Below are 25,180 nucleotides of genomic sequence, written 5' to 3'. Positions count from 1 at the left end.
AGTGGCTGGCCACATACATGGTCAGTCTGCCGTGAACCTCAGGAGTTGCCGGTGTCCTCAGAGACCTCAGTTGTATCCGCAGACCGCGCCGCGCTGGCGCAGGGCCGGGATCGGTGGCGTACCGGGGTGGCGGGGGTGCTGGCCAAGAGTTTGCGCAGGGATCCGGCCGATCTGCCGGCCGAGCCGGAACGGTTGTTGGACACCGAGACCTATGAGGGTTTCGCGGTGCGGCCTCTCTACACCGCACTGGATGTGAATCCCGAGCCTGCGCTGCCGGGCCAGTGGCCGTACACCAGGGGCGCAGATGCCACCCGGGATGTGTTGTCGGGGTGGAAAGTGCTCGAGGCGTTCGGGCAGCCTGGGCAGGGCGTCTCGGAGGGCAACGCCGCGGTGCTGGCCGCGTTGGGTGACGGAGTCTCCGGCCTGGTTCTGAAGGTGGGCGCCGCGGGGGTGCCGGTTGCCGAGGTGGACCGCCTGCTCGAAGGTGTGTATCTGGAGTTGGCGCCGGTGCTCGTCGATGCCGGTGCGGACTTCTCGGCCGCCGCGTCGGCGGTCACCTCGTTGGTGGCGGCCCTGCCGGAGGAGAAGCGCGGATCGCTGTCGATCGACCTGGGTGCTGATCCGCTGTCGGCGGAGCTGACCGGGCGGGCGGCTCCCACGCTGGACGAGGTGTTGGCGGTGGCGGGCCAGGTGACCGGCTTCCACGGCTCGGTGCGGGCGATCACCGTCGACGGCCCGACCACCCACGGGTTGGGGGCCAGCGCCGGTTGGGAGTTGGCCGCAGCGATCGCCGCAGGGGTGGAGTACGCGCGTGCGCTGACCGGCGCCGGGTTGCCGATGGCAGAGGCGTTGAAGCAGATCAGCTTTCGATTCGCTGCCGATGACGACCAGTTCATGACGATCGCGAAGTTCCGGGCGGCGCGGCAGTTGTGGGCGCGGGTGGCCGAAGTGGCCGGTGCACCGGAGGCCGGTGCGGCCACGGTGCATGCGGAGACCTCACTGGCGATGATGGCGCAACGCGATCCCTGGGTGAACATGCTGCGCTGCACGCTGGCGGCGTTCGGTGCCGGGGTGGGTGGCGCGGACACGGTGCTGGTGCACCCGTTCGATGTGGCGATTCCCGGGGGTGCGCCCGCAGCGTCGCCCGCTTTCGCCCGTCGCATCGCCCGCAACACCCAGCTGCTGCTGCTGGAGGAGTCGCATCTGGGCCGGGTGCTGGACCCGGCCGCGGGATCCTGGTTCGTCGAAGACCTGACCGCGGAGTTGGCGGCGCGTGCGTGGGAGCTGTTCCAGTCCATCGAGGCGCGCGGCGGTTTGCGCGCCGCCCGCGAGCACATCCTGGCCGGCATCGCCGAGGTGGCCGCGGCCCGCCAGGACGACATCGCCCACCGTCGGACGTCGGTCACCGGGGTCAATGAGTTTCCCAATCTGGGGGAGGCGCCGCTGGAGCAGACCGGGGACCTGCCGGATGTGGCGCGTTATGCCGCTGGGTTCGAGGTCTTGCGCAACCGCTCGGATGCCTACCTCGACAAGTTCGGGACCCGGCCGCGGGTACTGCTCATTGCGCTGGGGCCGCTGGCCGAACACAACATCCGCACCACGTTTGCGGCCAACCTGATGGCTTCCGGTGGGATCGAGGCCGTCAACCCCGGGCCGCTGGACGCCGCGGGGATCGCAGCGGCGGTGACCGAGGCCGGCTCGCCGACGGTGGCGGTGATCTGTGGTACCGACGCGCGCTACTCCCAGGAGGTCTCGGCGGTGGTGCAGGCCGCGCGTGCTGCGATGGTCGAGCATGTGTGCCTGGCCGGCCCGGAGAAAGCCGTCGGCGACGTGACACCCCGGCCCGACGAGTACCTGACGGCGAGAATCGATGCGGTGGCCGCGCTTTCGGCGCTGTTGACCAGATTGGGAGCGTGAAGCATGACTGCCACCAAGCCAAGCATTGAGAGTTTTGCCGACGTCCCGTTGCACGGTGAGGGCATGTCGACGCCGGCCACCGCCGATGGCGTGGCGCAGCTGGTGTCCACGGCCGCCGCGGCCCACGGCTACACCGCCGAGCAGCTGACCTGGAGCACACCCGAGGGCATCGACGTCAAGCCGGTCTTCATCGCCGCCGATCGTGACGAAGCCGTGGCGGCCGGCTATCCGCTGGACAGCTTCCCCGGCGAGCCGCCGTTCGTCCGCGGCCCGTACCCCACGATGTATGTCAACCAGCCGTGGACCATTCGCCAATACGCGGGATTCTCGACGGCCGCGGAGTCCAATGCGTTCTACCGGCGCAATCTGGCGGCGGGGCAGAAGGGCCTGTCGGTCGCGTTCGATCTGGCCACCCACCGCGGGTACGACTCCGACCACCCGCGAGTTCAGGGTGATGTCGGCATGGCCGGGGTGGCCATCGACTCCATCCTCGACATGCGCCAACTCTTCGACGGGATCGACCTGGGCTCGGTGTCGGTGTCGATGACCATGAACGGTGCGGTGCTGCCGATCCTGGCGCTGTACGTGGTGGCCGCCGAGGAGCAGGGCGTGCCGCCGGAGAAGCTGGCCGGGACCATCCAGAACGACATCCTCAAAGAGTTCATGGTCCGCAACACCTACATCTATCCGCCGAAGCCGTCGATGCGGATCATCTCCGACATCTTCGGCTACACCAGTGCCAAGATGCCGAAGTTCAACAGCATCTCGATCTCCGGCTACCACATCCAGGAGGCCGGGGCCACGGCTGATCTGGAGCTGGCCTACACGCTGGCCGACGGAGTGGAGTACCTCAAGGCCGGCTTGGATGCCGGCCTGGACATCGACAAGTTCGCGCCCCGGCTGTCCTTCTTCTGGGGTATCGGGATGAACTTCTTCATGGAGGTCGCCAAGCTGCGGGCCGGCCGGCTGCTGTGGAGCGAGCTGGTGGCCGAGTTCAATCCCACGAGCTCGAAATCGCTGTCGTTGCGCACTCATTCGCAGACCTCCGGCTGGTCGCTGACCGCTCAGGACGTCTTCAACAACGTCGCCCGTACCTGCGTGGAGGCCATGGCCGCCACCCAGGGGCACACCCAGTCGCTGCACACCAACGCACTCGACGAGGCGCTGGCGCTGCCCACCGACTTCTCCGCCCGCATCGCACGCAACACCCAGCTGTTGTTGCAGCAGGAGTCCGGCACCACCAGGCCCATCGACCCGTGGGGCGGGTCGTACTACGTGGAGTGGCTGACCCACCAGCTCGCCACCGCCGCGCGGGTGCATCTCGGCGAGGTGGCGGCTCACGGCGGGATGGCCCAGGCCATCAGTGAGGGCATTCCGAAGCTGCGCATCGAGGAGGCCGCCGCGCGCACGCAGGCCCGCATCGATTCCGGCGCCCAGACCGTCATCGGCGTCAACAAGTACCGGGTGGACGAGGACACCGAGATCGAGGTCCTCAAGGTCGAGAACAGCCGGGTGCGGTCCGAGCAGCTGGCCAAGTTGGACCGGTTGCGGGCCGAGCGCGACGAGGCGGCAACTCAGGCCGCACTGGCCGAATTGACCCGTGCCGCAGGGCAGAACGAGGCCGCGGGCGAGGACGGATTGGGCAACAACTTGATGGCGTTGGCCATCAACGCCGCCCGTGCGCACGCCACCGTCGGCGAGATCTCCGATGCGCTGGAGAAGGTCTACGGCCGCCATGTCGCCGAGATCCGTACCATCTCCGGGGTGTACCGGGACGAGGCAGGAGGCGGTGGGAACATCGGCGCGGCAATAGAACTCGTGGAGAAGTTCGCCGAGGCCGACGGCCGCCGGCCCCGCATCCTGATCGCCAAGATGGGCCAGGACGGCCATGACCGCGGACAGAAGGTGATTGCCACCGCGTTCGCCGACATCGGCTTCGATGTGGACGTGGGCTCGCTGTTCTCCACCCCCGACGAGGTGGCCCGCCAGGCCGCCGACAACGACGTGCACGTTGTCGGCGTGTCGTCGCTGGCTGCCGGGCATCTGACCCTGGTGCCGGCGCTGCGCGACGCGTTGGCCGAGGTCGGCCGTCCGGACATCATGATCGTGGTGGGTGGGGTGATCCCGCCGGGTGACTTCGACGAGCTCTACGAAGCGGGCGCCACCGCGATCTTCCCGCCCGGCACCGTGATCGCCGACGCCGCCACCGGCCTGCTGCACAAGCTGGCCGAGCGTCTCGGCTACACCCTGAGCTAGATGGCCCCGACTGTTGGTGAACTGGCCGAGGCGATCCGGCGGGGGGAGCGCTCGGCGCTTGCGCGTGCCATCACGCTGGTCGAGTCCACCCGGCGTGATCACCGGGCCAAGGCCCAGGAGCTGCTGCTCGAGCTGATGCCCGATGCGGGCCGCGCTGTGCACGTCGGCATCACCGGCGTGCCCGGCGTGGGTAAGTCCACCTCTATCGAGGCCCTCGGTATGCATCTCATCGAGCTGGGGCACCGTGTCGCGGTGCTGGCGGTCGACCCGTCGTCGACCCGCACGGGCGGATCGATCCTCGGCGACAAGACCCGGATGTCGCGGTTGGCGGCTCAACCTGATGCCTACATCCGGCCCTCCCCGACGTCGGGCACCTTGGGTGGGGTGGCCAGGGCCACCCGGGAGACGATCGTGCTGCTGGAGGCCGCGGGCTTTGACGTCATCCTGGTCGAGACGGTGGGGGTGGGGCAGTCGGAGGTGACGGTGGCCAACATGGTCGACACCTTCGTGTTCCTGACGCTGGCGCGCACCGGGGATCAGCTGCAGGGCATCAAGAAAGGCGTGCTGGAACTCGCCGACGTGGTGGTGGTGAACAAGGCGGACGGCAATCACGCCATCGAGGCCAAGAAGGCTGCGCGTGAGCTGTCCGGGGCGATCCGGCTGATCTATCCGCCGAACGCGGTGTGGCTGCCACCGGTGCTGACCATGAGCGCACTCGAGGGCACGGGCCTGCAGGAGCTGTGGCAGACCATTGAGAAGCACCGGCAGGTACTCACCGACGCCGGGGAGTTCGAGGCCCGCCGCCGCACCCAGCAGGTGGAATGGACGTGGTCGATGGTGCGCGACACGGTGCTCGACCGGGTGCTGTCGCATCCGGGAGTGCGTGAGATCAAGCGTGAGGTGGAGCGCCAGGTCCGTGACGGCGAGCTGACGCCGGCGCTGGCGGCCGAGCAGATTCTCGATGCCGCTGCGACGCCGCCTGTGTAACAAGTCGCTAACGTGCCCGCCGGACTGTGATCTGACGCATGTAAATTCAGCCACTGTGATCTATGCAACTGCTGGGGTGCGCAGTGCGGCGCTCCCCAAAGGTGTCCACGGCGCAGCGGATCCCAACTTCGCCTGCGCGGTGCGCAGCTTCGCCAACCTGTTTCCCGGCCGTCGCTTCGGTGGCGGAGCGCTGGCGGTGTATCTGCACGGTGAGCCGGTTGTCGACGTCTGGACGGGTTGGGCGGACCGGCGCGGGCAGACGCCCTGGACTGCGGATACCGGCGCCATGGTGTTCTCCGCGACCAAGGGGATGGCGTCCACCGTCATCCACCGGCTCGCTGACCGGGCGTTGATCGACTACGACGCCCCGGTGGCCGAGTATTGGCCGGAGTTCGGTGCGGGCGGCAAGGCCGACATCACCGTCCGTGAGGTGATGGCCCACCGGGCGGGGTTGTCTCATCTCACCGGGGTCACCAGGGCCGATCTGTTGGATCACCTGAAGATGGAACAGCTGATGGCGGCCGCGCCGGCGTCAGCGCTGCGCGGCAAGCCGGCCTACCACGCGCTCACCTACGGCTGGTTGCTGTCCGGGCTCGCCAGAGCGGTGACCGGCATGGGCATGCGCTCGCTCATCCGACAGGAGATAGCCGAGCCCCTGAACACCGACGGAGTGCACCTGGGGCGGCCACCGGCAGGGGCGCCCACCAGGAACGCGCAGATCATTGGTCCGCAGATGAACATGCAGAACCCGGTGTTCAATGCCATAGCGCCACGGGTCGCGGCGATTCAGCGCTCGGCGATCTTCGGGGCCATGTACTTCCCGGGGATGAAGTCGACGGTGCAGGGTGACATCCCCCTGCTGGACGCCGAGTTGCCGTCGGCCAATGCCGTGGCGACCGCACGAGGCCTGGCCAGGATGTATGGCGCGATAGCCAATGGCGGTGAGGTCAGCGATGTGCCGCAGCGTTTCCTGTCCCGTGAGCGGTCGGCGGCGCTGGTCGGCCGGCCCAGCCTGGCCCTCGACCGCAGCATCGGCATGCCCATGTCCTTCCATCTGGGCTACCACGCATTGCCTCTACCTGGGGTGATGCCCGGTTTCGGGCATGTGGGCCTGGGGGGTTCCCTGGGGTGGGCGGTGCCGGAGACCGGCTTGGGCTTCAGTTTTGTCCACAACCGGCTCCTGACGCCATTTCTGGTCGCTGACCAGGCCGGATTCGTGGCGACGGCAGCGTTGGTGCGCCGCGGGGCGGCGTCGGCGAGGTCTCGTGGATATCGCCCCGTCTCAGGTTTCGGCGCTCCGTACCCGGCTGAGCACGAGCCGGTTGCGGGTTAGCTCGGCCGTCGCGGACACCGCTCGGTGGCGCTGTTTGGGCGCCGTTGGTTCGGCCCATTTTCGACAACTGTGCGCCGGAGCGACTCGGGTGAGCTTGGACAATCGCTGTTGTCGGCGAAAAGTCCTGTGTAGCAGCCATTTTCAGCCAGCAGTGGGAGGTCTCGCTGAGAATTGCCTGAGTTTGCTGGGCGATTGGGCGTAGTTTGCCACCGTGACGAACCCGTGGCTTGGCCGTTACAGACGCTCGCATTGCCCGAAACTCGACACTGTGGATCACATGTGTCCCTTGTGCATCACAAGGCCGCTAGCCAGCAGCTAATTTACGTGGATGATAGTTTCTTACTCTATCCCGTTTTCCCAGCGACAACGTGCGTATGCACGGCGGCTGGCGGCGGCCAGCAACTTCGCCGTGTCCGAATCATCAGCGAAGCGGCAGCCGTGGCGGCTGGACGTTGAGAGTTTGCTGGAAATTTCTTTAGCGAAATAATCCGCTAAACATGTCAAGACAAACTATATAACGAACTCGTAAATTACTAAGAACAGCCCAGGTAGGCTAAGGTTGCTGTTTGGTTCAGCAAATCGAAGCTGCCTCGTGTAGTGTTTCGGCCGCAGAACTTGAATTTGCAAACTGCGACACGGCTTTGCTCGATATTTTGCACAGACGTCAGCGGGAGCGGTTACAGTACCGGTTCACATACCAAACTCAGGAAAAACTCAGGAAGACCTAAGGGGAGGAACGACCGGCCAGCAACTCAGCCGATGTGGAGTGCGGGGGTGAACCACGTCGGCCGTCTACCGGTCGAACGTCTCGTAGCAAGCGCGGAAGAGGTTTGAATTCGTGGTTCAGGCATCAGTCACTCCCGTGGCAGTCATCGGCATGGCGTGCCGGCTGCCGGGTGGGATCGACTCGCCGCAGCGGTTCTGGGAAGCGCTGTTGCGTGGCGAGAACCATGTCACCAAGGTCCCGCTGGACCGGTGGGATGCCGAGGAGTATTACGACCCCGAGCCGGGCGTGCCTGGTCGGTCCGTGTCCAAATGGGGCGCCTTCCTCGACGACATCGCCGGATTCGACGCCGACTTCTTCGGCATCAGCGAGCGTGAAGCCACCGCCATCGACCCCCAGCACCGCCTCCTCATGGAGACCGCCTGGGAGGCCGTCGAGCACGCGGGTATCGACCCGGCGACGCTGAGTGAGCAACGGGCCGGCGTCTTCGTCGGAATGACTCACGGCGACTACCAACTCCTTGCTGCCGACGCTCATGCGGTTGAGGGGCCGTACGGATTCACCGGCAACAACTTCAGCCTCGCCTCCGGCCGCATCGCCTATCACCTCGGTGTGCACGGCCCGGCCTACACCGTGGACTCCGCCTGCTCGTCGAGCCTGCTGGCCGTCCACATGGCCTGCCGCAGCCTGCATGACGGCGAGAGCGACCTGGGCCTGGCCGGCGGCGTCTCGGTCATGCTCGAACCGCGCAAGATGGCCTCCGGCTCCGCGCAGGGCATGCTCTCGCCCACCGGCCAGTGCCACGCGTTCGACGTCGACGCCGACGGCTTCGTCTCCGGCGAGGCCAGTGTGATGTTCCTGCTCAAGCGGCTCGACGACGCCCAGCGCGACGGCGACCGCATCCTCGGCATCATCCGCGGTACGGCCAGCAACCAGGACGGCCACACCGTCAACATCGCCACCCCGTCGCGCCGCGCGCAGACGGCTGTTTACCGGGCAGCGCTGCGCTCCGGCGGCATCGACCCCACCAGCGTCCGGATGATCGAGGCGCACGGCACCGGCACTCCGGTGGGCGACCCCATCGAATACGCCGGCCTCGCCGACGTCTACGGCACCGCCGGCCCGGTGGCACTCGGTTCGGTCAAGACCAACTTCGGGCACGGCCAGTCCGCCTCCGGAGCCATCGGCCTGATGAAGGCCCTGCTGTCCCTGCAGCACGGCCTGGTTCCGCAGAACCTGCACTTCAACAAGCTGCCCGACGAGATGGCGGCGATCAGCACCCAGATGTTCATTCCGCAGGCCACCGTGCCCTTCCCGGAGAGCGACGGCCCCCGCCGCGCCGCGGTGTCGGCCTACGGTCTGTCCGGCACCAACGTGCACGCCGTGCTGGAGCAGGCGCCCGACGAGCAGGGCCCGCGTGAGGTGTCCGGCGAGAGTCACACCGGCCGCACCGGCGCGCTGCTGTTCCCGCTCTCGGCCACCTCTGCCGAGGAACTCCGTCGCACCGCGGGCCGCCTGGCCGAGTGGGTCTCCGAGCGAGCCCGCGGCAATGCGCGCGCCACCGACCTCGAACTCGAGGACCTGGCCTACACACTGGCCCGCCGACGCTCGCACCGCGCAGTGCGCACCGCGGTGCTGGCCGCCGATCACGAGGAACTGATCAAGGCGCTGCGTGAGGTCGCCGACGGTGACACCCCGTACCAGCCGGTCGTCGCCAAGGACGCGCGCGGCCCGGTGTGGGTGTTCTCCGGGCACGGATCGCAGTGGGCAGGCATGGGCACTGCCGCGCTGGCCACCGAGCCGGTGTTCGCCGCCATCATCGCCGAACTCGAACCGCTGATCCAGCGCGAATCGGGCTTCTCCATCACCGAGGCCATGACGGCCGAGGAGAAGGTCTCGGGCATGGACCGCACCCAGCCCACGATCTTCGCCATGCAGGTGGCGATGGCCGAGACCATGAAGTCCTACGGAGTCCTGCCGGGCGCGGTGATCGGCCACTCCATGGGCGAAGCCGCCGCGGCCGTGGTCTCCGGCGCGCTGTCGCTCGAGGACGGCGTGAAGGTGATCTGCCGTCGCTCCAAGCTGATGGCCAGCATTTCCGGTTCCGGCGCCATGGCGTCGGTGGAACTGCCCGCCAAGCAGGTGCTCTCCGAGCTGGCTGCCCGCGGTGTCCGCGACGTCGTGCTGGCCGTGGTGTCCTCGCCGCAGTCCACTGTCGTCGGCGGCGCCAAGGACTCCGTCCGCGAACTGGTCGAACACTGGGAATCCCGCGGCGTGATGGCCCGCGAGGTGGCCGTCGAGGTGGCCTCGCACTCACCCGAGGTCGACTCGATCCTCGATGAACTCACCGAGTCGCTCGAGGACCTCGAGCCGATGGAGCCGACGGTTCCCTACTACTCGGCCACCCTGTACGACCCCCGTGACCCGGCCGACTACGACGCCTACTACTGGGCCGACAACCTGCGCCACACCGTGCGGTTCTCCGCCGCGGTGCAGGCTGCGCTCGAGGACGGGTTCCGGGTGTTCGGCGAGCTGTCGCCGCATCCGCTGCTGACCTACGCCGTGGAGCAGACCGGCCGCGGCCTGGACATGCAACTGGCGGCCGTGGCCGGCCTACGCCGCGAACAAGAGCTGCCCAGCGGCCTGCGCGGTTTCCTGGCCGACCTCCACGCCGCGGGCGCGGCGGTGGACTTCTCCACCCAGTACCCGGACGGTCGGCTGGTCGACGCTCCGCTGCCCACCTGGACCAAGGTGCCGCTGATCCTGACCCGCGATGCCTCCGAGCAGGCCGCCGGCGGCAACACCGTCGCCGTGCACCCGCTGCTGGGCGCGCACGTGCGGTTGCCTGAAGAACCCGAGCGGCACGTGTGGCAGGCCGACATCGGCACCGCCACCCAGCCATGGCTGGGGGATCACCAGGTGCACAACGTCGGCGCTCTGCCGGGCGCGGCGTACTGCGAGATGGCTCTGGCCGCAGCCCGCACGGTGCTCGGCGAGGACACCGAGGTCGACGACATCACCTTCGAGCAGATGCTGTTGCTCGAAGACGAGACCCCGGTGTCGGTGGTGGCCGAGGTCAAGGCGCCCGGCGTGGTGGATCTGGTGATCGAGACCTACGCCGAAGGCGAGCAGGTCCGCCGTGCGTCGGCGACCCTGCGCACCGCGGTGGTCGACGAGCCCGAGTCCTACGACATCGACACGCTGCTGACCGCCCACCCGCAGCGCTTCGAAGGTGCCGACATGCGGGACTGGTACGCCGAGCGCGGCATCCAGTACGGCCCGGCGTTCGCTGGTCTGGTGGCCGCCAACACCGCTGAAAATGACTCCAGCGCAACGGTTCTCGCCGAGGTATCGCTGCCGGGCTCCATCCGGTCGCAACAGGGTGCCTACGGCATCCACCCGGCCCTGCTGGACGCCTGCTTCCAGGCTGTCGGTGCGCATCCGGATCTGCATTCCGACACCACCGGCACCTTGATGCTGCCGCTCGGGGTGCGCTCGCTGCGGGCGCACGCGTCGACCCGGAACGCGCACTACTGCTACGTGACGATCACCAGCGCCACCGCCACCGCGGTGGAAGCCGACGTCGAGGTGCTCGACGAGCACGGCGCGGTGCTGCTGACCGTGGGTGGGCTGCGCCTGGGCACCGGTGTCTCCGCGACCGGCCGGGCTGACCGCATCCTCAACGAGCGACTGCTCACCATCGACTGGCGTCGCCAGGAACTGCCCGACGCAGAAGGCGCCGAGGCAGGCAGCTGGCTGGTGATCGGTCTGGCCGCCGATGCCGAGAACACGGCCGTGGAACTGGCCGCTGAGCTCACCGGCAACGGCGCCAAGGCCACCACACTCATCTGGTCCGACGATGCTGCTGCCGTCCTGCGGGACAAGCTGTCTGCCGAACCGCACAACGGTGTGGTGCTGGTGGCCGGGGCCGCGGGGGAGACCGCCACCTCGGCGGTCCGGGGCGCCGAGTACGTGCGCACCGCAGTGCACATCGCCCGCGAACTGCCCGAGATCGCCGGCGAGCCGGCCCGGTTGTTCGTCCTGACCCGCAACGCACAGACGGTGCTGGGCGAAGACGTCACCAACCTCGATCAGGCGGGCCTGCGTGGACTCATGCGGGTGCTCAGCATGGAGCAGCCGGGGCTGCGTGCCACCCAGATCGACGTCGACGACGCCACGGAGGCCGCGTCCGTCGTCACCCAGCTGCTGTCCGGCTCCGAAGAGGACGAAACGGCCTGGCGCGACGACGAGTTCTACGCGGCCCGGCTCAACCTCACGCCGCTGCAGGCCGAGGAGCGCCTGACCACCGTCGTCAACAACGAGACCGACGGTGTGCGTCTGCAGATCCGCGTCCCGGGTGACCTGCAGTCACTGGAGCTGGCGGCCTTCGACCGGGTTGCCCCCGGACCGGGACAGATCGAGGTCTCGGTCGCGGCGTCGAACCTGAACTTCGCCGACGTGCTGGTGGCCTACGGCCGCTACCCGTCCTTCGAGGGCCGGTTGCCGCAACTGGGTGCCGACTTCGCCGGCGTCGTCACCGCCGTCGGCCCCGGCGTCACCGACCACAAGATCGGCGACCGCGTGGCGGGCATCTCGCTCAACGGTGCCTGGAGCACGTTTGTCACCTGCGACGCCAGCCTGGCGGTCACCCTGCCGGACTCGGTTCCCGCCGGACGGGCCGCAGCGGTGCCCAGCGCGCACGCCACCGCCTGGTACGGCCTGCATGACCTGGCCCGTATCTCGTCCACGGACAAGGTGCTGATCCACTCGGCCACCGGCGGTGTCGGTCAGGCCGCCGTGGCCATCGCCAAGGCCGCAGGTGCGCAGATCTTCGCCACCGCCGGCACGCCGGAGAAGCGGAAGCTGTTGGGCCAGTGGGGAATCGAGCATGTCTACGATTCGCGCAGCCTGGACTTCGCCGAGCAGATCCGCACCGACACCGACGGCTACGGTGTGGACATCGTGCTGAACTCGCTGCCCGGTGCCGCCCAGCGCGCCGGCTTGGAGCTGCTGACCTTCGGTGGCCGTTTTGTCGAGATCGGCAAGCGCGACATCTACGGCGACACCAAGATGGGCCTGTTCCCGTTCCGTCGCAACCTGTCGTTCTACGCGGTGGACCTGGCGCTGCTGACGCTGACCAACCCGGGCCACACCCGGCGGCTGATGCAGACGGTGTTCGACAAGATCGCCGACGGCACTCTGCCGATGCCGGAGACCACCCACTTCCCGCTGGCCGACGGCGCCACCGCCATCCGCGTGATGGGTGCCGCCGAGCACACCGGCAAGCTGGTGCTCGACGTGCCGCACGCCGGTTCCAGCAGTGCTGTGGTGCCGCCGGAGAATGCCACCGTGTTTCGTGGCGACGGCGCCTACGTCATCACCGGCGGACTCGGCGGCCTGGGGTTGTTCCTGGCCGAGAAGATGGCCGACAGTGGTGCCGGGCGGATCGTGCTCAACGGCCGTTCGGAGCCCAGCGCCGACGCCCAGGAGGTCATCGACCGGATCCGCCGTGGCGGTACCGAGGTTGAGGTCACCCGCGGTGACATCGCCGACGCGGAGACCGCCCGTCGTCTGGTGGAGGCCGCCACCGCCACCGGCATGCCGTTGCGTGGTGTGCTGCACGGTGCCGCGGTGGTGGAGGACGCCACACTGGCCAACATCACCGACGCGCTGATCGACCGCGATTGGGCCCCGAAGGTCAAGGGCGCCTGGAACCTGCACGAGGCCGTCAAGGGATCCGAGCTGGACTGGTTCTGTTCCTTCTCCTCGGCGGCGGCCATGGTCGGCTCGCCCGGCCAGGGTGCTTATGCGGCGGCCAACAGCTGGCTCGACGGGTTCACCCGCTGGCGGCACTCCCAGGGTCTGCCCGCCAGCGTCATCGCCTGGGGTGCCTGGGCCGAGATCGGCAAGGGTCAGGCGCTGGCCGAAGGTGGCGCCGAGGGCGGCGCCATGGCGATCGCCCCCGAAGACGGCGCCTACGCCTTCGATCAGCTGCTGCGGCACAACCGCACCTACACCGGGTACGCCCCGGTGGCGGGCACACCGTGGCTGGCCGCGTTCGCGCAGACCAGCAAGTTCGCGGAGTCCTTCGCCTCCATCGGCAAGAACCCGTCGGGCACCAGTGCGTTCTTGAGTGAGCTGCACGAACTGCCGCTCGAGGAATGGCCCGCCCGTCTGCGGCGCCTGATCTCCGATCAGATCGGCCTGGTGCTCCGCCGCTCGGTGGATCCGGACCGGCCGCTGGCCGAGTACGGCCTCGATTCGCTGGGGATCCTCGAGGTCCGCACCAAGATCGAGACCGAGACCGGGGTGCGTATCGGCTCCACGGACATCACCACGGTCCGGGGTCTGGCCGAGCGGCTCTACGACGAGCTGGCCGCCGATCAGGCTTCGGCCGATACAGTGTCGGCGGCGAAGTAATGATCAAGGTCGTCAATTCGATGTACTGGCGGGTCCGACCCACACACGCACAGTCGGCACGACGAGTTCGGGGAGAGTGAATGGTTGCAATCAAGGCAATCCATGACTGGATGGGCGAGCCGGGCACCGTGGTGTCCTGGCATCCGTCGCCAGCCACACTCAAGAAGGTGCAGCAGGCGCCCGTCAGCGACGTACCGGTCAGCTACCAGCAGGCTCAGCACATTCGCGGGTACCGCAGCCACGTAGCCGCGGGCACCGACATGGCCCGGCTCAACATCCCGGCGTGGGACATCCCCGGCCAGTGCGACCTGCGCGCCATGACGCACGTCATCAACTCCTATGTGCGCCGCCACGACACCTACCACAGCTGGTTCGAGCTCTCCGACGACAGCGACGAGGTGGTCCGCCACACGGTGACCAACCCCAAGGACATCAAGCTGGTCCCCACCGATCACGGTGAGATGACCCCCGCCGACTGGCGCGAGCATGTCCTGGCCACCCCGGACCCGCTGACCTGGGACTGCTTCCACTTCGGCATCATCCAGCGCGCCGATCACTTCACCTTCTACATCAGCGTCGACCACGTGCACACCGATGCCATGTTCATGGGTCTGGTGCTGGTGGAGATCCACATGATGTACCTGGCGCTGGTCGACGGCGCCGCTCCGCTGCAGCTCCCGCCTGCCGGCAGCTATGCAGACTTCTGCCACCGCCAGGCTGCCTACACCGCCTCGCTGACGCTCGAAAGCCCCGAGGTGCGCGGCTGGGTGGAGTTCTTCCAGCGCAACGGCGGCACGCTGCCGGTGTTCCCACTGCCGCTGGGTGACTTCTCCCTGACCAACACCGGCGACGTGATGACCGTGCAGCTGCTCGACGCAGAGCAGTCGCACACGTTCGAAGCCGCCTGCATGGACGCCGGAGCCCGCTTCAGCGGCGGCGTGATCGCCTGCGCCGCCATCGCCGAGGCAGAGCTGACGGGCACCGACACCTACAACATCATCACGCCGACCACGACGCGCAACGGCCAGGCGGAGTTCATGACCACCGGGTGGTTCACCGGACTGGTACCGATGAGCGTGTCGGTGGGTACGTTCGCCGAGACAGCTCGCGCCGGCCAGCTTGCCTTCGATACGGGCATGCCCATGAAGGACGTACCGCACGACCGGGTGTTTGAACTGGCCGAAGGCACCGACCTGGGCCTGCGCAGCCCTGATCCCGGTGTGCCGATGCTGTCCTACCTCGATGCCGGTCTGCCGCCGCTGTCGCCCGCGGTGATCGCGCAGTGGGAGGCCATGAACGGCAAGGTCTTCAGTGATGCGCGCGCTGCGTATCAGGTCGGGATGTATGTGAACCGCACGGCGACGGAAACCGCGCTGACGGTCACCTTCCCGAACAACCCGGTTGCGCGCGAATCGGTGATCCGCTACGTGGCGGCCATGAAGGCCGTCTACACCCGGGTGGTCGAAGGCCGTGAGGTTCAAGCCCCCCGTGGCCGAGCGGAATTGACTCGCGTCGTCAGTGGCTGATCGGGTATTGGTGGACAACCGGCTCGACCACATCGACCAGGCGCTCTACCTCGGACTTCGTGCCACCGGGCAGGCTGCGGTTTGCCAATGTCTGTGGATCTACGAACACGACGTGGACCTCGAGGGCCTGCAGCGGTTCCATCAGAACTTCGGCCACGGCCTGGCCGGACGGCGCATCGAGCCCTCGCCGTTGCCGTTCGGCAGACACCGCTGGGTCGCCTCTCCGGGGGCGCCGAGCGGGATGGTCATCGAAGAGGGCCGTCGGCCGCGCGACGAGCTGATGGAATGGGCCGACGAACATGCCACCAGGCCGGTCGATCCCGAATGGGGTCCGACCTGGCACATGGGCGTCCAGCGTTTCGACGACGGGTCCACCGCCGTCAGCCTGGTCGGTTCGCACTGCATCGGTGATGGCGGTGGAGCCTGCCTGACCGTTTTCGAGACCGTCACCGGGAATCTCCGCGACCTCGGCTATCCCGCTGCGCGGTCGCGCACCAGGGGTCAGAGGCTGCGCGCCGATGCCCGCGACACGTTGCGTGATCTGCCCGACGTCGGACGAACACTCGTCAACGCCGCCAAACTCGCCTTCAAACGGCGCGGCGAACTGAAGAAATCGGGCGGCCCGAGGCACACCGATTCGTTGGGCCCCGCCGGCGACCAGCACGTCCGTGTCCCGGCCGTGGCCGTCTACGTCGACGGTGCCGAGTGGGACGCTCGTGCTGCGGCACTCGGCGGTAACAGCTACTCGCTGGTGGCGGGGATCGCCGCGCGACTCGGCGAGCGCATGGGCCGGCTCAGCGGTGTCGACGGCAAGGTTCCGCTGACGGTGCCCATCAACGACCGCACGCTGGAGGACACCCGGGCCAACGCGGTGCTGCTGGCCAACGTCCGGGTGGATCCCGCTGGTGTCGGCTCGGATCTGTCCGGGACCCGGGCGGCACTGAAAGAGGGTCTCAAGACGGCCAAGGAGGTGCCGGACGAAACGCTGGCGCTGCTGCCGTTGACCCCGTTCCTGCCCAAACGCGCGGTGCGCAAGACCGCCGATCTGGCCTTCGGTTTCACTTCTGACCTGCCGGTGTTCTGCTCCAACATGGGTCAGCTGCCCTCGGAGATCAGCCGGGTCGACGGCACGGACGCCGAGCACGTGGTGCTGCGCGGGGTGGATCAGTTTGTGCCGCTGCGGGTGCTCGAACAGCGTCACGGCCTGCTGACCGTGGTGGCGGCCCGGGTGGGTGACGAGCAGTCGCTGGCCATCGTGGGCTACCGGCCCGGCGCCGAGAACACTAAAGCCCGGCTACGCGCCATCGTCACCGAGACGCTCGCGGAGTTCGGCATCACCGGAAGCCTGGAATGAGAACGCACGATGACCGGCTGGCCTACATCGATCAGGCCTCCTTTCTGTCGATACGCGCCACCGGGCGCCAGCAGTTGGGACAGCTGGTCTGGCTCTACGAGCACCCTGTCGACTACGACGCCCTGCGACGATTCCACCGCAACTACGGTCACGGCCTGGTCGGCAGGAGGATAGAGCGTTCTGCTCTTCCATTCGGCAGGCACCGCTGGGTCGCTGATGTGGGGACCACCCGGGAACTCGAGATCTCTGCGCCCCGGCCGCGCGAAGAACTCAACGCCTGGATGGACGAGCAGGCGGAACTGCCGATCGATCCTGAACACGGCCCCGGTTGGCGGGTGGGTGTGCTGCCCATGACCGACGGTTCGACCGCTGTCAGCGCGGTTCTGTCCCACACCCTGGCCGACGGCATCGGCCTGTTGCTCACCAGCGCACAAGCGGCCACCGGGCAGATCAACAACTTCCCCTATCCCGCCCGACTAGCGCGGACCCGACGGCGCGCTGTCGCATCGGATGTCGCCCAGACCATCCGGGACCTGCCGGAGGTGGGACGCACCGTCGTGGCTGCGGCTAAGTTGGCGTACAAGCGCCGCGACGAGCTCCGTGGCGGGGACGCGCCTCCGCCGTTGGCCACGGGTGCCGATGAGAATGTCGTGGTGCCAACTGCATCGGCGTTCGTCAATGCCGATGACTGGGATGCCCGCGCAGATTCCCTTGGCGGTAACAGTTACTCGCTGATGGCCGGCTTCGTGTCCCGACTCGCTATCAAGATGGGACGGCATCGCCCGGACGGCGCGGTCAGTCTGCTGGTCGCGATGAGCGACCGCACCGAGGGTGACACCCGCGGCAATGCCGTGTCATTGGCCACCGTGGTGGTGGATCCGGCCCCGGTGGCCCAGGACCTGTCCGCGGTGCGGGCGGCCATGAAGAAGGGGCTGCGGGACCTCAAGGAAACGCCCGACGAGACCTTCGCGTTGCTGCCACTGAATCCGTTCGTACCCAAAAAAGCGGTCCGACGCACTGCCGGCGTGATGTTCGGTGATCTACCCGTGTCGTGTTCGAACGTCGGACCACTCGATCCCGCGGTGAATCGCCCGGACGGCACCGATGCCGAATACCTGTTCCTGCGGCCGGTCGACCAGGGCGTCACTCGCCACGAGCTCGAACGTGTCGGCGGTCATCTGGTGGTGGCCGCGGGCCGCCTCAACGGCACGATGAGTATCGGCGTGGTGGGTTACAAGGTGGGTGGCACCAACACTCACGCCGCCTTGCGAGCCACGGTGGAGCAGGTCCTGGCCGAGTTCGGACTCACCGGCACCATCATCTAGCTCGCCTTGGCGGCCCGTTCCTCCAGCAGGTCAGCCGTCATCCGCACACTGTCGGACACCGGCGTCAGCCGGGTGGCGAGTTCTTTGGTGCGGGCAGCCACATCAGGGGCCAGGGTCCGGCGCAGCGCAGTGCGGAGATTCTCCGGTGTGGTTTTCGAAAAGCGTTGAGCTGTGCCGATTTTGAGTCTCTTGATCTGATTGGCGAAGAACGGCTGGTCGGCGCCCACCCACAGCACCAACGTCGGTACCCCGGCCCGCATCCCGGCGGCGGTGGTGCCCGCCCCACCGTGATGCACCACAGCGCGGCACAACGGGAACACCGCGCCGTGATTCACCGCCCCCACCAGCTTCACGTGCTCTGGCACCGCGAGCTCACCGAGCTCCCACGTACCGGAGGAGATCAGTGCCCGCTCGCCGAGCTCGGCGCACACCCGCGCGATCATCGCCACCGCGTCGCCGGGGGACTCCACCGGCATGCTGCCGAACCCGAAGTAGATGGGGGCCGTCCCGGCCGCGATCCAGGCGCTCACATCGTCGTCGGTGGCCGTCGCACGTTGCAACGTCAAGGCGCCCACAAAAGGCCGCATCCCGGCCCATTCGTCGGCCAGCCCGGGAAACAGCAACTTGTCGTAGGCCTGGATCTCCAGTGAACCGGCCTCGCCGAGTCGGCGGATGGCCCTGGCGCGGGCTTTGGGCAGCCCCAGCGAACTGCGCTGCTCGTCTTCGGCTTTGCGCATTACCTGCCAGTGCAGCCATTCACCGGCGGCGAAGCCGGACTCGACCACCGCAGCGGGCAGCCGCACGGGCAGCATGCTGCGGTTGGCGCGGTGCGGGAAGTAGTGCAGCGCAGCCAGTGGGATGCCGCGGGCCTCGGCGACGTTTCCCGCCACCTCCTGGTAGGTGGTGCCGGTCAGCAGCAGGTCGGCACCGTCAGCCACGACGGCTGCGGCCTCGCCCATGTCAGCCCACCCCTCGGTGGCGTATTCACGGCTCTCGTGCCACACCGTCACCGGGTTGCGCACAGTCCAGAACCTGCGGAACACCTCGGCTTCGAGCTGTTGTTGGGAATCCACCCCATAGACCAACGCCGGCGCCAGCCCGAGCTCCTCGACGAACGCGACCAGGTTCGGGGAACGGCCATGCGCACCTCGTGGCCGCGGCGGCGCAGTTCCAGAGCGGCCGCCGCGCACGGTTCGATGTCTCCCCGGGTCCCGTGCACCGCTACGCCGAAAATCACAGCGCCGATTCAAGCACGGGTCTGGATCCAGGCTGCAAACCCGCTGCGTGGTGGCTTTCTACACTCTTTGTGGGCACTCGCACCGTGTAACCTGTTTGGGATGTTCAAACGCGCCTTCACCCGCGGTGCGTTGACGGGGGCGGGTTTCCATTGCTGTCCCGCGTGGTGGTGCGCCACCCGCTGTGGGTGATCGCCACCTGGGTGGTGATGGGTGTGGTGTTGCTGCTCTCGCTGCCCTCGCTTGCCGTTGTGGCAGCCAAGAATCCGCCGGAGTTCCTGCCGGAGGAAGCGCCGGTGTACGCGTCCACGGACGTGATGAACTACGCCTTCGACGAACCGGCGGCAGCCAACAGTGTCGTCGTCGTCCTCATCAACGAGAACGGTCTGACGCCTGCGGACGAGGCGACCTACCGCGAGTTGGTGCAGAAGCTGCGTGCCGACACCGAGCACGTGCTGAACACCCAGGATTTCGTGAGCATCCCGAGCTGCGGGGGGTGATGACCAGCCAGGACAACAAGGCCTACAACCTGCCGGTGAGCCTCACCGGTGTGATGGCGTCGGGGGCGGGACAGCGCTCCTACAACGCGGCGCTCGACATCGTCAAAGAAGTCACCGACGGCAGCACTCTCACCCCGAACATCGTTGGCGCCGCCGCCACCCTGGACGACGTCAACAAGATCGGCGTCCGCGATCAGCTGGTGATCGAGACCACCACCGGCATCTTGGTGTTCACCATCCTCGTCCTGGTGTACCGCAGCTTCGTGGCGATGATGCTGCCGCTGCTGACCATCGGCGCTGCGCTGGTGGTGGCACAACAGGTGGTGGCGGCACTGGGTCTGGTGGGGCTCGGAGTCGGCCCGCAGACATTGCTGCTGATGACGGCGATGATGCTCGGCGCAGGCACCGACTACGCCATATTTTTGTTGAGTCGGTATCAGGAGGTGATGCGCTCCGGCGTCACGTCCGACGAGGCCATGGAGAAGGCGCTGACCTCCATCGGCCAGGTGATCGCCGGCTCCGCGTTCACCGTGGCCGCGGCGTTCATGGGGATGGCGTTCACCGATCTGGGGGTGTTCTCCACCGTCGGGCCACCTCTGGCGGTCACGATCCTGGTCGGCTTCTTCGGCGCCGTCACCATGCTGCCGGCTCTGATGGTGCTGGCCGGGCGGCGGAACTGGCTCAAACCGCGCAAGGACATCACCGGGCGCATCTGGCGCCGGTCCGGAGTGGAGATCGTCCGACGCCCGCGCATCGCGCTGGCGGGCAGCTTGAGCGTGCTGCTGGCGCTGGCTGCCTGTATGGCGCTCATCGAGTACAACTACGACGACCGCAAGAATTTGCCGGACGACATCGACAGCAACCTCGCCTACGAGGCGATGAACAAGCACTTCACCACCAGCAGCACCGCACAGCAGTTCCTGCTGATCCAGTCGCCGGGGGATCTGCGCACCCCCGAAGCACTCGCGGACATGGAGACGATGGCGCAGCGCATCGCCGATCTCCCCGGCATCGACGCGGTGCGCGGCATCACCCGACCTACCGGCGAGATGATCGAACAGGGCAAGGCCACCTGGCAGGCCGGTGAGGTGGGCACCCGCCTGGGAGACGCCGCCAACCTGATCGACGACAACGACGAGAACCTGTCGGCGCTCACCGGCGGTGCCGATCAGTTGGCCGACGCGCTCGACGAGATCCGCCGCACCCTGGTCAATGCCGTGGGCAGTGTCCGGGGCCTGGCCTCGGCGTTGGACGACATGGCCGACAAATACGGCGGCACCAAGACCCTCAACGAGATCGACAAAACCGCCAGCTTGGTGTCCAACATGCGCTCGCTGGGCAAGGCGCTGGGCTTCGACCGGGTCCGGCTCGGCGATGTCGGGGGCTGGGCCGCCCCGGTGCTGGGCCCGCTCAACAACAGCCCCACCTGTTCGGCCGACCCGCAGTGTGTCGCCTCGCGCGCCGACCTGCAGAAGTTGGCCAACCTGCGCGGCGACCCAGCCTTGGACAAGATCGCCGAGCTTGGCGACATCTTGGTGGCCACCGATCCGGACCAGACACTGGACCAGACCGTCGGCAGCCTCAGCCGCACCCTCAACGAGTTGACCAGCGCGGCCCGCGACCTGGGCCTGGGTGAGCCCGGCGGCGTGTCCAGCCGGCTGAACACCGCCATCCAGGGCGCCAATACGCTGGCCGACTCCAGCCGCCAGTTGGCCGAAGGTGTGCAGTTGCTGGTGGACCAGACCCGCAACATCGGCTCCGGGCTGGACCAGGCGTCGAACTTCCTGATGGCCATGAAGCGCGACGCGGCTGATCCGCCGATGTCCGGTTTCTACATCCCTCCCGAGATGCTCACGCAGGAGGAGTTCAAGAAAGCCGCGGAGCTGTTCATCTCCGACGACGGTCACACCGCGCGGTACCTGGTACAGACCGCGCTGGACCCGTTCAGCGTCGAGGCGATGGATCAGCTGCAGCTGATCGTCAAGACCGCCGAGGACGCCCGCCCGAACACCTCCTTGCAGGACGCCACCATCTCGATGGTGGGTTTCACCGTCGTCAACGACAACCTGCGGACGTACTACAACGGCGACATCAAGTTCATCATCATCGTCACGCTGGTGGTCGTCTTCCTGATCCTGGCGATCATCCTGCGTGCGGTGATCGCGCCCCTGTACCTCGTGGCGTCGGTGGTGTTGTCCTTCGTGTCCGCAGTGGGTATCGGGGTGCTCTTCTTCCAGTTCTTGCTGGGGGAGCACTTGCACTGGAGCGTGCCCGGCACGGCCTTCCTGGTGTTGGTGGCCGTGGGTGCGGACTACAACCTGTTGTTGATCCACCGAATACGCGATGAGGTCCGGCACGGCCACACCATGAAGGCGGCGGTGGTGCGCACCGTCGGAGCGACCGGCGGCGTCATCACTTCCGCCGGCATCATCTTTGCGGTGTCGATGCTGAGCCTGACGGTCAGCAGCCTCAGCACCGTGGTGCAGATGGGCTTCGTCATCGGCGTGGGTCTACTGCTCGACACCTTCATCGTCCGCACGGTGACGGTGCCCGCAATGGCGGTGCTGGTGGGCGACCGCAACTGGTGGCCGTCGAAATCGGTCGGTGTCCTCTACAAGCCCTCGCCGGCAACCGACGGAGACACCGACCGTATCCCGGACCAGCTGTTCCACGACGCCACGACGGATCCGCTGGACCTCGACTTCTCCCCGGACACCGACCAGCTGTGCCTGGACCTGGACCTCGACACCGCATCTCTGCACCGGGCCTACTCGGCGGTGGAAGACGACCATGACGACACCGAAGAACTGTCCGCGGTCGAGGAAGCTGACGGCGAGAACGATGATGCGCCGGACGAGCTCGAGCTGGATGGTGCCGAGGAGTCGGAGGCCGGGGTTGTTGACGAGGCCGACGTCGAGGTGTCTGTGGCAGAGGAGCCGGAGTCTGATATCGAGGGATCTGAGGCAGTCGCTGAAGAGCTCGACGACAGCGATGCCGGTGAACCTGAGCCCGACACGTCCGACGTTGCAAACGACGACGATCCCGAGAGCGACGATCCCGAGAGCGACGATCCCGCGAGCGACGACCAGCGGCCGTCGACAGGGGACACCGAGCAGTAGCGTTACTGCACGGACTCGGCGACCAGCCGGTACTGACGCATGGCCAGCGGTGCGAAGATGCCGGCAATAAGGCACACCCAAGCCACGGCGAGGCCGAACATACCCAGTGCGGGTTCCCCTTCAGCCAGCGCCCGCATCGACTGAATGGCCGGCGACAACGGCTGGTACTCGATGACCGGCCGCAGCCACGACGGGAACGCATCCAGCGGCGCGATGCCAGGGCTGCAGAATGCAAGGCCAACCGAGCTGGTGCCGAGCCACATGAACACGGCATTCCCGCCGGACCGCAGCGCCAGGGTGATGACCACCAGTGAAAACGTGACGACCACCAGCACCGGCAGCAGCAGGAACGGCAGCACTGCCAGCACGTTTCCCTGGAACCGCAAACCCAATGCCATACCCACAATGGTGATCACCACGGCGCCGACCAGTGTCCGCGCTGCCTCCGCCAGAATCCGTCCCGTCAGGGCGCTGGCCCGATGTACGGGCAGCGTCCAGAACCGGGCCAGCAGACCACGGCGTCGTTCGGTCGGAAGACTCAGCCCAGCTCCGATGGCGCCGAACATCCCACCAGCCATGGCGCACATCGGCACCAGGCTCTCGAGGTTGTCGGTGCCGTTGATCGCCGCCATCGATTTGCCTACCAGCAGGTGGTAGAAGACCAGCAGCGCCGTGGGGAACAGGATCGCCTGGACCGGTACCGCGGGCTGGCGGCGCCAGAGTGTGATCAGCCGGCCGGCGAAGACTGCGCTCTCTGAGAGCCATGTGGTCATTCCGTGCGCCTCTGCAGCCTGAACGCCAGACCGCCGAACAGCACCAGCAGGCCGGCGCACCAGGCGATGCTCGCGGCGAGATTGCCGCCGGAGACGCTCCCGTCAGCGAATCCGCGCATGGACTCGGTGATCACCGACACTGGCTGAGCGCGGACGAAGGGCTGCACCCAGCCCGGGAACGACTCCGCCGGTGCCATCCCGGTGGACAGCAGTGCCAGCGTGAGCATCGGGATGAGCAGCAGTTGGCTGGCCGCGTCCATCCGTTTGGCGGAAGCGCCAAGCGCGTCGGCGCCCAAGGACAGAGCCAAGGCCAGGGCCAGGGTGATGCCGACGAAGGCGGCGACGAACCAGAAGCCTCCGGTGAAGCGGAAGCCGAACAGATAGGCCGTCGCCACCGACGCGATGATCACCACCACGGACCGGATCATGCAATACACCATCCGGGCGCCGAGCGGGACCAGGGTGTGTATCGGCAGCGTGCGAAGTCGACGCGCAAAGCCCAGGTTCTCGTCCTTGGACGCGCGCTCGGCGGCGGTCATGGTGCCGAACAGGATCGACTGCACGACGATCACCGGCAGGACATACTGCGAGTAGCTCATGGAGCCGGTGTCGATGACGTTCTGCAGGATGAAGGTGAATCCGACGTAGGTGCTTACCGGCGCCAGCACAGCGATCAGCAGGTCGAAATCGCGCAGCGTCCCACGCAGCACGCGTTCGGTCAGGGTGATCAGTGAGTTCATGCGGTGATGGCCGGCTCGGTGAGGTGCATGAACACCTCATCGAGCGAGGGCTTGCGCAGCGCGATGTCGATCAGCTCGACGTCGAGCGCTTCGATACGCCGGAAGACTTCGCTGAGGGTCGACACGCCCTGGGCCGCCGGGACGGACACGGTGTTCATGTCCGGGTCGATCTCCACGTCGGCGAAATCGGTGAGTACGGCCGCGATTCGGGAGAGGTCGTCGGGGCTGACCGGGGTCACCTGGCAGTACGCGAAACCCATCAAGCTCTTCAGTTCGTCGGAAGTGCCCTTGGCCACGATCTGGCCGCCGTTGAGCACCACGATCGAATCCGACAGGACATCGGCTTCCTCGAGGTACTGGGTGGTGAGCAGCACCGTCACACCCTGCTCGGCCAGACCTGCCACCAGCGACCACACGTCGCGACGGCTGCGGGGATCCAGTCCGGTGGTGGGCTCGTCGAGGAACAACACCTTTGGAGTCACCACCAGCGACGCGGCGATGTCGATGCGCCGCCGCATACCGCCGGAGTAGGTGAATACCTGACGGTCGGCAGCCTTCCGCAGATCGAAACGCTCGATCAGCTCATCGGCGCGCTGGCGAGCTGCCTTGCGTCCCAGGCCGCGCAAGCGAGAGAACAAGACCAGGTTCTCGCGGCCGCTGATGAACACGTCGAGCGCCGCATCCTGGCCGGTCACCCCAATGCTGGCGCGTACCTGGTCGGCTTGCCTGGCAACGTCGAATCCAGCGACGAGCGCCTGGCCTGCGGTGGGGCGCAGCAAAGTGGAAAGGATGCCGACGGTAGTGGTCTTACCCGCGCCGTTGTGGCCCAGAAGTGCACAAACTGTCCCCGTGGGAACGGAGAAGCTGATGTCGTGCAACGCTCGAACTGTCCCGTACGTCTTGCCGACGCCATTTAGCTCGATCACAGATCAACGATACAGGCGGGGCTGGGGGATTCAACCGCGACGGGG

Annotated in this window: 12 protein-coding genes and 2 pseudogenes; 10 read left to right on the top strand and 4 right to left on the bottom strand. The window is 67.3% G+C overall.

What is annotated here, in order from left to right; translation table 11 throughout:
- Positions 1 to 51: 51 nt before the first annotated feature.
- From mutA to BVC93_RS28160, 8 genes are all read left to right on the top strand, one after another.
- Positions 52 to 1,917 carry a methylmalonyl-CoA mutase small subunit gene (gene mutA, locus BVC93_RS28195; protein ID WP_236950160.1) on the top strand — a complete coding sequence of 622 codons (1,866 nt, stop codon included), beginning with the start codon at positions 52 to 54 and terminating at the stop codon, positions 1,915 to 1,917.
- Positions 1,918 to 1,920: 3 nt separating this feature from the next.
- On the top strand, positions 1,921 to 4,173 hold the full coding sequence (gene scpA, locus BVC93_RS28190; RefSeq protein WP_083740283.1) for a methylmalonyl-CoA mutase: 2,253 nt from the start codon (positions 1,921 to 1,923) through the stop codon (positions 4,171 to 4,173).
- Complete coding sequence (meaB, locus tag BVC93_RS28185) at positions 4,174 to 5,160, top strand: methylmalonyl Co-A mutase-associated GTPase MeaB (protein ID WP_083740282.1); 987 nt, start codon at positions 4,174 to 4,176, stop codon at positions 5,158 to 5,160.
- 31 nt (positions 5,161 to 5,191) lie between these two features.
- A complete protein-coding gene (locus BVC93_RS28180) occupies positions 5,192 to 6,493 on the top strand; it encodes a serine hydrolase domain-containing protein (RefSeq protein ID WP_442929110.1) in 1,302 nt (433 codons plus the stop codon).
- A gap of 877 nt (positions 6,494 to 7,370) precedes the next feature.
- The gene (gene pks2 / locus BVC93_RS28175) at positions 7,371 to 13,637 is read left to right on the top strand and encodes a sulfolipid-1 biosynthesis phthioceranic/hydroxyphthioceranic acid synthase (protein WP_236950513.1); all 6,267 of its coding nucleotides are present in this window, start codon (positions 7,371 to 7,373) and stop codon (positions 13,635 to 13,637) included.
- Positions 13,638 to 13,717: 80 nt separating this feature from the next.
- Positions 13,718 to 15,163 carry a condensation domain-containing protein gene (locus tag BVC93_RS28170; protein WP_083740279.1) on the top strand — a complete coding sequence of 482 codons (1,446 nt, stop codon included), beginning with the start codon at positions 13,718 to 13,720 and terminating at the stop codon, positions 15,161 to 15,163.
- Positions 15,156 to 16,517, top strand: a complete 1,362-nt coding sequence (locus tag BVC93_RS28165) for a hypothetical protein (RefSeq protein WP_157517114.1) — start codon at positions 15,156 to 15,158, stop codon at positions 16,515 to 16,517. Before BVC93_RS28170 ends, BVC93_RS28165 begins: the two co-directional genes overlap by 8 nt.
- Positions 16,514 to 17,842, top strand: a complete 1,329-nt coding sequence (locus BVC93_RS28160) for a hypothetical protein (RefSeq protein ID WP_083740278.1) — start codon at positions 16,514 to 16,516, stop codon at positions 17,840 to 17,842. Before BVC93_RS28165 ends, BVC93_RS28160 begins: the two co-directional genes overlap by 4 nt.
- On the opposite strand, the pseudogene BVC93_RS28155 reads toward BVC93_RS28160, so the two are convergent.
- Positions 17,839 to 19,079 (bottom strand): annotated as a pseudogene (locus BVC93_RS28155) (glycosyltransferase). The gene BVC93_RS28160 and the pseudogene BVC93_RS28155 overlap by 4 nt on opposite strands.
- 207 nt (positions 19,080 to 19,286) lie before the next feature.
- Here BVC93_RS28155 and BVC93_RS34860 point away from each other — a divergent pair.
- Positions 19,287 to 20,269: pseudogene (locus BVC93_RS34860) on the top strand (MMPL family transporter); the annotation flags it as partial.
- 108 nt (positions 20,270 to 20,377) lie between these two features.
- Entirely contained in the window at positions 20,378 to 22,696 is a 2,319-nt protein-coding gene (locus BVC93_RS28150) for an MMPL family transporter (protein WP_442929109.1), read from the top strand.
- A 2-nt stretch (positions 22,697 to 22,698) separates the two neighbouring features.
- Here BVC93_RS28150 and BVC93_RS34235 read toward each other — a convergent pair whose 3' ends face one another.
- The 3 genes from BVC93_RS34235 to BVC93_RS28140 are packed head-to-tail and all read right to left on the bottom strand — an operon-like array spanning position 22,699 to position 25,135.
- On the bottom strand, positions 22,699 to 23,469 hold the full coding sequence (locus tag BVC93_RS34235; protein ID WP_236950156.1) for an ABC transporter permease: 771 nt from the start codon (positions 23,467 to 23,469) through the stop codon (positions 22,699 to 22,701).
- Positions 23,466 to 24,209, bottom strand: coding sequence for an ABC transporter permease (locus BVC93_RS34230; protein WP_236950155.1), 744 nt, complete (start codon positions 24,207 to 24,209; stop codon positions 23,466 to 23,468). Before BVC93_RS34230 ends, BVC93_RS34235 begins: the two co-directional genes overlap by 4 nt.
- A complete protein-coding gene (locus tag BVC93_RS28140; protein WP_083740277.1) occupies positions 24,206 to 25,135 on the bottom strand; it encodes an ATP-binding cassette domain-containing protein in 930 nt (309 codons plus the stop codon). The genes BVC93_RS34230 and BVC93_RS28140 overlap by 4 nt, the downstream gene beginning before the upstream one ends.
- Between the last annotated feature and the right edge of the window lie 45 nt (positions 25,136 to 25,180).

The sequence above is a fragment of the Mycobacterium sp. MS1601 genome (genome assembly GCF_001984215.1).
Lineage (GTDB): Bacteria > Actinomycetota > Actinomycetes > Mycobacteriales > Mycobacteriaceae > Mycobacterium.
The sequence above is the reverse complement of the archived record's forward strand: the minus strand, read 5'-3'. Positions and strand labels throughout refer to the sequence as shown.

What these genes read in the sequence shown, in the direction of transcription:
- scpA (WP_083740283.1), top strand. Translation starts at nt 1,921, where the DNA reads ATGACTGCCACCAAGCCAAGCATTGAGAGTTTTGCCGACGTCCCGTTG.
- meaB (WP_083740282.1), top strand. Translation starts at nt 4,174, where the DNA reads ATGGCCCCGACTGTTGGTGAACTGGCCGAGGCGATCCGGCGGGGGGAG.
- pks2 (WP_236950513.1), top strand. Translation starts at nt 7,371, where the DNA reads ATGGCGTGCCGGCTGCCGGGTGGGATCGACTCGCCGCAGCGGTTCTGG.
- BVC93_RS28170 (WP_083740279.1), top strand. Translation starts at nt 13,718, where the DNA reads ATGGTTGCAATCAAGGCAATCCATGACTGGATGGGCGAGCCGGGCACC.
- BVC93_RS28160 (WP_083740278.1), top strand. Translation starts at nt 16,514, where the DNA reads ATGAGAACGCACGATGACCGGCTGGCCTACATCGATCAGGCCTCCTTT.
- BVC93_RS28150 (WP_442929109.1), top strand. Translation starts at nt 20,378, where the DNA reads ATGGCGCTCATCGAGTACAACTACGACGACCGCAAGAATTTGCCGGAC.
- BVC93_RS34235 (WP_236950156.1), bottom strand. Translation starts at nt 23,469, where the DNA reads ATGACCACATGGCTCTCAGAGAGCGCAGTCTTCGCCGGCCGGCTGATC.
- BVC93_RS34230 (WP_236950155.1), bottom strand. Translation starts at nt 24,209, where the DNA reads ATGAACTCACTGATCACCCTGACCGAACGCGTGCTGCGTGGGACGCTG.